The sequence below is a fragment of the Streptococcus pseudopneumoniae genome, from assembly GCF_001068775.1.
Lineage (GTDB): Bacteria > Bacillota > Bacilli > Lactobacillales > Streptococcaceae > Streptococcus > Streptococcus pseudopneumoniae_N.
In genome coordinates this window covers 19,262-30,164 of sequence record NZ_JWAJ01000027.1, presented here as the reverse complement: position 1 = coordinate 30,164, position 10,903 = coordinate 19,262, and the positions used below count along the sequence as shown (strand labels likewise).

Genomic DNA, 10,903 nt, shown 5'->3' with positions numbered 1-10,903 from the left:
TCAACATCTTTAACATACTCAACTTCAGGTTCAATTGGCGTTTCTACTACTTTGTCCTTCGCTCCCACTTTTACAACTCTAGCTATTGTTAGAGTTACGACTTCTGGTTTGCCTTTTGATGGAGTTAGGGTTCCATTTACTGGATTTACGCTATAGGTTGTGGTGACTTTAGTTTGTCCTGCTTTCCCTGGAAATTGAACGGTAACAGTACCTTTTGGACTGTTCTCATCTTTTAAATAAACTGGTTTGGGTTCAACTGAATTATACTCAACTATATCCTTCGCGCCCCCTCTATTGACTACTTCTTCCTTCTCAGCCGAAGTAAGACTGCCAATTTTTGAGTCTACTGTGTAGCTCGTTGTCTTCTTAACAACGTCGTCTCCTTTTTTAATGTATTCTACTTCATCCTTGGCTGCGACTTTGACAACTGTTTCTATTGCCGGTTGCTTAACTATTGGTTGTCCTACATGTTTAATAAGATCTCCAGTTTTAGGATTTACACTATAAGTTGTTGTTACCGTCTGTTTCCCAGTTTTTCCAGGTGCTTCAACATTATCTTGTCCTTTTTCGCGTGTATCATCTTTTACGTATTTCTTAGATGATGGGATTTCTGTTGTTTCTACTTTGTCCTTCGCACCATCTTTCTTGAACATTTCATCAAGTGTATTTTTAGTAATCTGTCCTGTATCAGGATCCTTTATACTAACAGTTGTTGACTTAATGATGTCATCTCCGCGTTTACTATATACAGTAGTTTCTCCAAATTTTTCTAGAGACTTCGCTGTAGTAATCTTAGGATTTTGAAAACCTATCCCATCTAAGGAAATTCGTTTCCCAGAAATAAACTCTGGTCGTCTATTAATCATATCGGCTTCAAAATAAGAACGGGAACTATGCCCTCCTTTTGTATCCCCAACATTTATAACAACATCACTATCATTACTGACACTTTTTCCTATAGTAGAATCATTATTAACTATATAATGTGTCATTTTCCCAGACTTAGCTATGTTTTTGCTATCTAAACCTTTTTGCCAAAACGCAGATGATGAGAGAAGACCTGTCCTCACTTTTGGAGCATTAAATGTCGTCCCTTTTTTTAATACATTATTATAAAAGTTTCTATAAGCCAGCTGTTCTTTAGTAGACATGACTCTGCTGTCAGAATATGCCAACTGATAGGCTTCAACCATTGCCCGTTGTACTAAATATCCTCCCAGAGAATGTCCTGTTAGATAAAGGTTGGTGATACTCTTATCCTTAGCTAATTCACGCATAATTTCTTCTGCTTCTATCGCCTGTTTAGGATTACTCCCTGTTCCAAGTGTTATATCAGCACCTATATCTTTAGAATCACTAGTCCCACGAAATGCTAGTACCTGGGCAGTTCCATTTGGTAAATATAAGAAATCGCTCTTAGTCTCAAATAATACAGCATCAAGTCCACTGGATGTATGATAACTTTTCTTTCTTTCCCAATAAGGTCCCAATTCCCTATTCATCATCATATATTCATAGCGTGGTTTACTTTCACCTTTCTTTTTGTATAACTCTGCTTCTGTTAAAGGTCTCTTATGATCCAGTACTCTGTCAATGTACTTATCGTCACGGTAAGCCAATTCCATGAACATAATCATATCACGTTCACTTACATTCCATTTTAATTTTTCATCTGGCTTTTCGTCACTATCAATAATCCCATCACCATCAGTATCCTCTAGTAACGGATGACTATTATAACCTACATACTTTTTACCATTTTTTTCATATATATAAACTTCTTCTTTATCCTTCAAGTAATCATCATCTGTATAACCTTCTGGATTTAACTTGGGACCATTAACTAACAAACTATCCAGTTGATCACCTTCTGAACCGATTATTCCTGCTTTGATTTTTTTAGCATCTTCCTCAGTCAATTCATATTTTTTAATCTCAGTAGGATTTGATGCTGCTCTAACCTCTGGAGCACTTGATCTGTCTTCACCAGCCACCAAAGTAGTTGCCGTCGAATTGATATTTTCCTTACCACCGGAAGTATCTAGAACTGTCTCTTTTGTAGCTACTGTTGAAATCTCTTTAGCATCTATCTCAGAAGAAGCATTGTTTCGATGTTCTGAGATACTTTGAGCTTCTTCTTTGATCTCCACAGTCGGCAGAGAATTGTCAGTTTCAGAATTAACTTCTATCCCTGTATTATTATCATTATTATTTTCCGTAGAAGCTAAGACTCCTTGAGTTGGAGCAAATAAGGAAACCCCTATTAGTACAGATGCCACTCCAACAGAAAACTTTCGAATCGAAAAACGTTGGCGTTTATTAAAGATATCTTTCATGTTACCCAATTCCTTTTTAACTATCATTTCTATATATAATATAGAAGGTGTCAACATTTTCTGTTAACAAAATCATACTTTTTTATTTTCCTAAAATTTAGGAAGTTTACTCTACTTTAATACATCACATTTTAAATCCTTTCAATCTTTAAATAACTATTTGTTGTAATAGCTAAACCCAGTCCCCCTGTTAATCAGGCGTGTTATTTAGGTTACGGACAGAACCGCTAATTTTAGACTTCCAAACAACTCTGTAAAAAATAACAAGGTTATCTTTTTCTCTTTTATCATCTAGGTACATTTCCCCATCCATATGAAGATCAATAACTTGCTGTTAAAATTTCAGTAAATTAAGAAAGAAATCTAAATATTGCACTTTCTATACTGCCATTATATCACAAAGAGTTCATTAAAGGAAAAAAATCACCATTCTTGATTCTCTAGAAAACCAAGAAATGGTGATTCTATGTTAATTTTCTTGAAGCTCGATGACAATTTCTTGACCATTTTCTTTTTCTTCCACAACTACTTTCTCTTCCAGTTGTGATTTAAAATGATTCAAGGTTTCTTTTGAAGCTTCAGTCGCTTGTTGAGCATGATATTTTGCTTTATCAAGAACAGTGTCAAGAGTAATTTCCCCAGATTCAATCTGCTCTTTTGTTTTAAGAACAAATTCTTTGGTTTGTTCTTTGACATCCGTTAATTTTTCACAAACCTGCTCTTTAGCATACTCAGGATCTTCTTTTAGATCTTCTAAAAATTCTTGTGCTTGGCTTCTAACTTGTTTTCCTTTGTCACTTGTTAGAAACAAGGCTGCAGCAACACCTGAAACAGTTCCTAGAAAGATAGATGATAGTTTACCCATTAGCTTACTCCTTTTTTATTTTTTGAAAAATTTACTTGCAAGACGAAGAGCTGACAGACTTGCACCAGTCTTGAGTGTTTTTGAACCAGCTGATGAAGCTTTCTTGCTCAAAACACGCGCTTGATCATTAAGGTCTGATACAGAAACAGACAAATCAGCCACTGCTGTAAAGAGGGGGGCAATCGTTGCCACTTTAACGTTGATATCATCAACCAGAACATTGACCTTTGTAAGCAATTCATTTGTTTGATGAAGAGTTACATCTACATCTGATGTTAAAGTTTTAACAGTTTTTTCAGTTTCATCAATTACACGACCAACTTTTTGAAGGGTAATAATCAGATAAACTAAAAATACAACCAAGGCAATTGCCACAATAATATAAGCCACTTCTAACATTTTAATTCTCCTTTTTTACATTATAAAATGGTGCTTTTTCCCGATTTTGATAAAAAATGATATAAATACCAAGGCCAATCAATAGCGCAGACAACCACTGAGATACTCGAAGCCCAAAGAACATGAGACTATCCGTACGCATGCCCTCGATAATCATACGTCCAAATCCGTACCAAATTAGATAAAAGGCAGTAATATGACCACGACGGATATTCTTTAATCGGCGTCTAAAAATGACAATCAAGGCAAAACCGATCAGATTCCAGATAGATTCGTATAAAAAGGTTGGTTGGCGGTATGAGCCATCAATATACATCTGATTCTTAATAAAATCAGGTAAGTAATCAAGATTTTCAACGACTGCTCCATAAGCTTCTTGGTTAAAGAAGTTTCCCCAACGCCCTAAACTCTGAGCAATCATGACGCTCGGAGCTGCAATATCTAAGAAATCCCAAGTATTGATTAATTTGCGATCAGCAAAGATATAGAGAACAATCGCTCCAGTAATTAAACCGCCATAAATCGCAAGGCCACCATTCCAAATAGCAAAAATCTCTCCCAGATGTTGGCTATAATAATCAAATCTAAAAATAACATAGTAGAGTCTAGCACCAATGATGGATAAAGGAAAGGCAATTAAGATAAAGTCCAAAATATCATCAGATAAAATCTTCTTTTTAGGCGCTTCTTTACTGGCAAGGTATACCGCTAAAACAAGACCTGAAACAATGCAGAGTGCATACCATCTAACAGCTAAAGGGCCAATTTGAAAAGCAATTGGATCAATCATCTTTCACCTCGTTCTTTGCAATCAGATTTGTCAATCTTTCTTCAAACAATCGAGTAGCATCAAAGCCCATTTCCTTAGCACGATAATTCATCGCTGCTGCTTCGATAACGACAGAAATATTACGTCCTGTTTTTACAGGAATGCGGATACGTGGAATGGTTACTCCAGAAATCTCCAACTCCTCAGCATTATTACCTAGGCGATCAAAAGTCTTTTGCGTGTCATAATTTTCTAGATAGACAGCTAACTGAACTTGTGAAGAATCCTTAACTGCACTGGCACCATAAAGACTCATCACATCTATAATACCAACACCACGAATCTCAAGTAAATGCTTCAAGATTTCAGCTGGTTCACCCCAGAGAGTCATTTCATCCTTAGCAAAGATATCTACACGGTCATCAGCTACCAAACGGTGTCCTCGTTTCACGAGTTCTAGACCTGTCTCACTCTTACCAATACCACTGTCACCCTGAATGAGCACACCCATACCATAGATATCCATCAAGACACCATGTACACTTTCACGCTCAGCCAAACGAGAATCTAGGTAACTTGACAATTCCCCAGACAGACGACTTGTTGCTGTACGACTCGTTAAAATAGCGATTTTACATTCTCTAGCAGCCTTTAGCATTTCCTCTGGAACTACTAAACCACGCGCAACAATAACTGCAGGTGTTTCTGGTTGAAACATCTTTTTCAAAACCTGGTAGCGGTTATGAGAAGACATACTAATCAGATAAGACCACTCTTTCATTCCCAAAAGTTGAATCCGCTCTGGAGTATAGTAGTCAAAATACCCCGTCATTTCAAGCCCTGGTCGCGTAATATCCGCAGTATTGATTTTCTTTTCAAGTAATTCAGGCTCACCATAGACAATGTCTAGTCTGAGCTTATCAATCACTTCTTTGACTAAAACTGACATAATTTTCTCCTTCAATCAAGTTCTTCCCTCTATTATATCAAATTGTAGTAGGAAGTTTCAGAATTTTGCAGGATTTATAGGATTTATTTAAAGCAAAAAAGACTAGATTACTCTAGCCTTTCTTATTAATTAGAATTTTTTACGTTTACGAGCTGCTTCTGACTTACGTTTACGTTTTACAGAAGGTTTTTCATAGAATTCACGTTTGCGTGTTTCTTGAAGAGTACCAGCTTTAGTAACTGCACGTTTGAAACGACGAAGAGCATCGTCAAGAGATTCATTCTTACGTACTACTGTTTTAGACATTTTTTTCACTCCCTTCAAGTTCAAGATCTATTCTATTTTACACGGAATAAAGAAAATTGTCAAGAAAAAAATGAAATTCTCCCAAATCATTCCATTTAAAATTTACAAGATTTTACCATTATGTCTAGCCTAGTTCTCCACTTCTAAAGTTTGTTCTAAACGAACACTTAATTTTTTAATTTCTACCCCCATGTGGTCTAGGTACTCCCAATAATCTGACGGTAGATCAGAAATAGATCCTTTACTTGACCTAAACTAATAGCTTCCAGATTTGCTAAATACTGACATAAAGCAGAAAGTGCAGAACAATCAAATTTGTCTTCGTCATGTAAAAAATACAAAAAATTTTGATTTTCATCCCTTATCATATTTGAAATATATCCAAACCAAAAAACCACCCAATCCATAGGATCGAATGGTCTTTAATGATAAAAATCTTATTTCTTTAACAAGCTGAGTGCTGCTGCATCTGCGATAATGGTCACATCTGGATGGTTTTGCAGGCTGCTTGCTGGAAGACTTTCTGTCACAGGACCTTCAACAGTTCCAGCGATAGCTTCTGCTTTTGATTCACCATAAGCAAAGAGAAGGATAGACTTAGCATCCAAAATGTTCTTAATACCCATTGAAATAGCTTGTGTTGGAACATCTTCAATCTTCTCAAAGAAGCGCGCGTTAGCTTCGATTGTAGACTGGTCAAGCTCTACAAGGTGAGTTTGGCTATCAAATGGTGTGCCTGGTTCATTAAAGCCAATATGACCATTGCGACCAATTCCTAAGATTTGTAGGTCAACTGGATGGTCAGCAAGAATTTGGTTGTAGCGTTCTACTTCTGCTTCTGCATTATCCTTGACACCACGTGGCAAGAAACTTTCTTTAAATGGTTTCTTGTTGAATAGATTTTCTTGCATAAAGTAACGGTATGATTGAGGATTGTCCCCATCAAGACCTACGTACTCATCCAAGTTCACACTTGTAAGATTTGAAAAATCAAGATCGCTATCAACGATTCGTTGGTAAAATTCCAAAGGGCTACTTCCTGTTGCAAGTCCCAATGTTTGTGCACCGTTTTCCAATTTTTCTTTTAAGATATCAAAAGCAACTTTTCCACCTTCAATTGGATTTTCCACTTGAATAACTTTCATCTTTTCATCCTCCGTTTCAATCTATATTCATTATATGGTATAGACCAATTTTTGTCAAGTGAAAACGATTTATTTTCGTTGAAAATATGACAGTAGGCTCAAAATAGCTACTGTCTTGTCTCATTTGATTCTTAAAATCTTGATAGACTTGACAAATAGTAGGAAAGAGCCAAAAAAAGCTCGATAATATTTGTAATAGGCAAATTCCTATAGATATTATGGAGCTTTTTATTGTATCGACTTATCAAATGAAGAGCAGATAGTAGATTGCATACAGAATAGTGCACTGTGACTTCTAAAACATTGCTAGAAATTGATTTGACTTCCTTAATCAATTTATCCAGATTTTATTTCACTTCACTATACTTTCAAGGTCTATTATTTAGTATATCCTCCGACAGGTGAATGGTATCATCAACTAACATGAGATCGCTAGCATTGAGAGAATTTTTTTAATAATATTAGCAACATATTTATTTTACCAAAAATATTAATCATAAAAAATCTTGTTCATCTATACTGAACCTAGAAAATATATTTTTTTAGAGTACTTGATAAAGCCTGGTAACCAGAGACGCTGAGGTGAAGGCCATCTGTTGTGAAGTCTGACTTAAGTTGACCTTTCTGATCTAGTAAGTTCTCAAAAACAGGCACAAATTCAACCTGCATATAGGCAGAGGCTAGGTCTTGATAGGCTTGGTTACACGCCTTGATTTTCTCATTGGTACGAATATACACTGTCTGTTTAAAATCCTCACCTTCATTGACAGGCAAGATGGAAACTAGCTTTATCTGTGACAGTGGATAATCACGAGAAATGGTTTGAATCACACTCTCGAGATTGGTCAGCGTTTGACTCATTGGAATATCTTTTCCAATGTCATTTGTCCCAATCAAAAGTACAATTTGATCCACTGCATCACCATAGAGGTGGGCATCAAGGTTATCTAGTAAAAGTCCGGTCTGATAACCACGAATCCCTCTATTCACAATGGTCTTTGTTGTCCCTAGTAATTCTTGCAAGGGAAAATACTCAACAATAGAATCTCCAATAAAGATGATATCTGGTTCGATTACTGCAATTTGATTGAGTTCACGATACTTGGTTTGAATTTTCTCTTGCTCTTTTAAGAGCCAGTTTTCTAATAGTTGTACTGCCAAGTTATTCTCCTTCTTCTAGCCAGTTTTCTAAAACTTGGTAAACCCCTGCCTGACTGTTTGCTGGCGCTACTTCTGTCGCAATTTCCTTGACTCTATCCTCTGCATTTTCCATTGCGTAAGAAATACCTGCCAACTCTAACATTTCAATGTCATTTTCACTGTCTCCAAAAGCCATGATTTGTTCAGGTTTTAAATTCCAACGTTTGAGCAATTCTTCTAAGCCCCAAGCCTTATGAATCCCATCTTGTAAGATATCAATACAACCATATCCACTAGAAACAGCTCGCACATGCCCATCAAATAAGTCATTGATTTCCTGTAAAACCGAATCGGATCGTTCTTCACCAACAACCATACTCATCTTGAGAACACCACCGAAGAGTTTAGAGTCAAATTCATCGACGAAGTGCATCCTTTGATAGAATTTCTCAATCATCTCCGGAGTCATGAATTTATCAAGTTCGGTAAAGACAGTGCCTTCCTTGACAAATCCACCATTCATAGCAGTTACGACAAACTGATCCTGGCACTCTCTGCCTTTAAAATGAGCTAAAGCTCTATCAACCATAGCATCATCCCAAGTCTGAGCTTGAATCAATTGATCATTTTCGAATATACGAGCACCATTAGCAACCACAAGAACGACTCTCTCTGCTAAATGCTCCAATAATTGTCGCATTCGATGAACTTCATTTCCCGTTGCAATGACAAAACGAACGCCACGTTGATCTAACTGATCTAAAATTTTCTCTAGTCGAGGTAGGTCCAGTTGTCCTTGAGGATCCAACAAAGTACCGTCCATATCCGTCGCTATTATCTTAATATCCATCTTGCTCCTCTTTTAATGTCACTACCACTTCAAACCTACATGCTCGTTCATTTCTTTATAGGCTGTATCAATCCGTTCCTTGGTGGCCTCGTCTAACTGACTTCGGTATTTCCCGCCCTCTATAAAATCTTCCAAGATATAGGTTTGATAAAGATAGAGTGGGTAGCCTTCCGGAGAATAGCCTCCCTTTGGAGTACGACTCACCCAACTTGGATGAGCTTGAGCCGTCTCAATAGTCGTTTTTCCGGATTTCTTCTTAATAGTCACATCCATGAGGACTCCACGTTCCGTCCACTTGGCATTTTCAACATCCTGCATGGTTTCAATCCGTTGATTTGAGATAAAATTCCCCATAGAGTAGATGATAAGCTTTTTATCACCGTCTTTTTCAACCGTTTCAGCTGGTTCAACAACGTGAGGGTGACCACCAAAGATAATATCAGCTCCCCAATCAATCATTTTATGGTAAAGTTTCTTTTGCTCCTCAGTCGGCTCAATTTGATACTCAACTCCCATCTGAGGCATGATAATTGTAATATCCGCCTCCTTCTCTGCTCGTTCAATTTCAGCCTTCATTTTATCTTCGTCTAAGTCTGAAAGATAACGATTATAATCCTCTTGAGAAATGCTTTGTTCAATGCCGTTAAAACCATAGGAATAAGCTAAAATAGCAACTTTAATACCATTAACTTCCTTGATAAGTAAAGGTGCCTTATCTCGGGATTCATGGGTATAGACCCCGACCGGCGTCATTCCTGCCTTTTCAATAGCATCTGCAGTTGAAACCACGCCCTCAATCTGAGAATCTAAGATATGATTGTGAGCCAAGTCTAGCACTTGATAGCCCGCATCTTTTATAGCGTCCATGACTTCACCAGGCGCATTAAACAAGGGATAGCCTGCAAGATAATGGTCTTTATTTACAGTTCCTTCAAAATCACCAAGAACTAAGTCTGCTTGCTTAAGCCAAGGTTTTACATACTCAAAATTATCATGAAAATCATAGGTGCCATCTGATTTTTTGGCTGAAATGTAGATAATGTCATGATAGAGCAAATCACCATTTGCCATGATACGCGCACTCGTTTCTTGTTCCGTCTCTGCATTCTTTGCCTGAGAACTTGACTGTTGGTGTGTGGAACTTGGATCACTACTGCTTAAAGAAATCCCTCGAGCTCCTTCTACTAATAAAGTAAGCATCATCGAGATAACTACCGAAGTTAACAAGACCACAATAAAAGTGCGATTATTCCACTGCTTATAGTTCCTGAAAAACCGAACAGTATTTCTAATAGCTTGTAAAACGGGACCATTTTTTCTTCTACTACTACGTTGTTCCATAACTTTTCTCCCATAATTTTAAAGTCATATTTCTTATTCTATTATACCACAGACAAATAGGTATTTCCTTTTATTATATTATTTTTTAGCAACTTCTGTGACTTTCTTTCTCATCTGTTTTGTGTTATCATGTAATTGTAATGGAAGGAAAGGAAAGAATATGTCTGCTATAGAACGAATTACCAAAGCTGCTCATTTAATCGATATGAAAGATATTATCCGCGAAGGGAACCCTACTCTTCGTGCCGTTGCCGAAGAGGTCTCTTTCCCCTTGAGCGACCAAGATATCATTCTTGGAGAAAAAATGATGCAATTTTTGAAACACTCGCAAGATCCTGTTATGGCTGAAAAATTAGGTCTACGTGGAGGTGTTGGGCTTGCTGCACCACAGCTGGATATCTCAAAACGCATCATCGCCGTACTGGTACCAAATATCACTGAGGATGGCGAAACACCTCAGGAAGCCTATGACTTACAAGCTGTAATGTACAATCCTAAAATCGTCTCACATTCAGTCCAAGATGCTGCTCTAGGCGAAGGGGAAGGTTGCTTATCTGTTGACCGTGCTGTTCCAGGTTATGTTATCCGCCACGCTCGAGTAACTGTCGACTATTTTGATAAGAATGGAGAAAAGCACCGCATCAAACTTAAGGGCTATAACTCTATTGTAGTTCAACACGAAATTGACCACTTAAATGGCATTATGTTCTACGATCGTATCAATGAAAAAGACCCATTTGAAGTTAAAGATGGTTTGCTCATTCTTGAATAAAGAAAATCCCGTTGCAAGACGGGATTTTGTG

General features: G+C 37.2%; 11 protein-coding genes. 1 reads left to right on the top strand and 10 read right to left on the bottom strand.

The window, feature by feature from the left end; translation table 11 throughout:
- From ADF68_RS01165 to ADF68_RS10275, 10 genes are all read right to left on the bottom strand, one after another.
- Positions 1-2,336: YSIRK-type signal peptide-containing protein (locus tag ADF68_RS01165; RefSeq protein ID WP_049548285.1), on the bottom strand; the 2,336-nt coding region annotated here is incomplete at its 3' end.
- 469 nt (positions 2,337-2,805) lie between these two features.
- Positions 2,806-3,201 (bottom strand): YtxH domain-containing protein, encoded by a 396-nt coding sequence (locus ADF68_RS01160; RefSeq protein ID WP_049548284.1) that lies wholly within the window; start codon positions 3,199-3,201, stop codon positions 2,806-2,808.
- 15 nt (positions 3,202-3,216) lie between these two features.
- A complete protein-coding gene (locus tag ADF68_RS01155; RefSeq protein ID WP_049548283.1) occupies positions 3,217-3,600 on the bottom strand; it encodes a DUF948 domain-containing protein in 384 nt (127 codons plus the stop codon).
- Between the two features lies 1 nt (position 3,601).
- Positions 3,602-4,390, bottom strand: a complete 789-nt coding sequence (gene lgt, locus ADF68_RS01150) for a prolipoprotein diacylglyceryl transferase (RefSeq protein ID WP_049548282.1) — start codon at positions 4,388-4,390, stop codon at positions 3,602-3,604.
- Positions 4,383-5,318 carry an HPr(Ser) kinase/phosphatase gene (gene hprK / locus ADF68_RS01145; RefSeq protein WP_049548281.1) on the bottom strand — a complete coding sequence of 312 codons (936 nt, stop codon included), beginning with the start codon at positions 5,316-5,318 and terminating at the stop codon, positions 4,383-4,385. The genes lgt and hprK overlap by 8 nt, the downstream gene beginning before the upstream one ends.
- Positions 5,319-5,447: 129 nt before the next feature.
- Complete coding sequence (rpsU, locus tag ADF68_RS01140; protein WP_000048054.1) at positions 5,448-5,624, bottom strand: 30S ribosomal protein S21; 177 nt, start codon at positions 5,622-5,624, stop codon at positions 5,448-5,450.
- A gap of 437 nt (positions 5,625-6,061) precedes the next feature.
- Positions 6,062-6,769 (bottom strand): glucosamine-6-phosphate deaminase, encoded by a 708-nt coding sequence (locus tag ADF68_RS01130; protein ID WP_049548279.1) that lies wholly within the window; start codon positions 6,767-6,769, stop codon positions 6,062-6,064.
- 525 nt (positions 6,770-7,294) lie between these two features.
- Positions 7,295-7,930: an SGNH/GDSL hydrolase family protein gene (locus ADF68_RS01125; protein WP_049548278.1), complete on the bottom strand. Its 636-nt coding sequence runs from the start codon at positions 7,928-7,930 to the stop codon at positions 7,295-7,297.
- Between the two features lies 1 nt (position 7,931).
- Entirely contained in the window at positions 7,932-8,759 is an 828-nt protein-coding gene (locus tag ADF68_RS01120) for an HAD family hydrolase (RefSeq protein ID WP_049548277.1), read from the bottom strand.
- Between the two features lie 21 nt (positions 8,760-8,780).
- Positions 8,781-10,100: a CapA family protein gene (locus ADF68_RS10275; protein WP_075230677.1), complete on the bottom strand. Its 1,320-nt coding sequence runs from the start codon at positions 10,098-10,100 to the stop codon at positions 8,781-8,783.
- Positions 10,101-10,260: 160 nt separating this feature from the next.
- On the opposite strand from ADF68_RS10275, the gene def reads away from it, so the two are divergent.
- Entirely contained in the window at positions 10,261-10,872 is a 612-nt protein-coding gene (gene def / locus ADF68_RS01105; protein WP_001272934.1) for a peptide deformylase, read from the top strand.
- The last annotated feature ends 31 nt before the right edge of the window (positions 10,873-10,903 follow it).

Bases quoted from the DNA above. Each gene is read 5' to 3' on its own strand.
- ADF68_RS01160 (WP_049548284.1), bottom strand. From the start codon at position 3,201: ATGGGTAAACTATCATCTATCTTTCTAGGAACTGTTTCAGGTGTTGCT.
- ADF68_RS01155 (WP_049548283.1), bottom strand. From the start codon at position 3,600: ATGTTAGAAGTGGCTTATATTATTGTGGCAATTGCCTTGGTTGTATTT.
- lgt (WP_049548282.1), bottom strand. From the start codon at position 4,390: ATGATTGATCCAATTGCTTTTCAAATTGGCCCTTTAGCTGTTAGATGG.
- hprK (WP_049548281.1), bottom strand. From the start codon at position 5,318: ATGTCAGTTTTAGTCAAAGAAGTGATTGATAAGCTCAGACTAGACATT.
- rpsU (WP_000048054.1), bottom strand. From the start codon at position 5,624: ATGTCTAAAACAGTAGTACGTAAGAATGAATCTCTTGACGATGCTCTT.
- ADF68_RS01130 (WP_049548279.1), bottom strand. From the start codon at position 6,769: ATGAAAGTTATTCAAGTGGAAAATCCAATTGAAGGTGGAAAAGTTGCT.
- ADF68_RS01120 (WP_049548277.1), bottom strand. From the start codon at position 8,759: ATGGATATTAAGATAATAGCGACGGATATGGACGGTACTTTGTTGGAT.
- ADF68_RS10275 (WP_075230677.1), bottom strand. From the start codon at position 10,100: ATGGAACAACGTAGTAGTAGAAGAAAAAATGGTCCCGTTTTACAAGCT.
- def (WP_001272934.1), top strand. From the start codon at position 10,261: ATGTCTGCTATAGAACGAATTACCAAAGCTGCTCATTTAATCGATATG.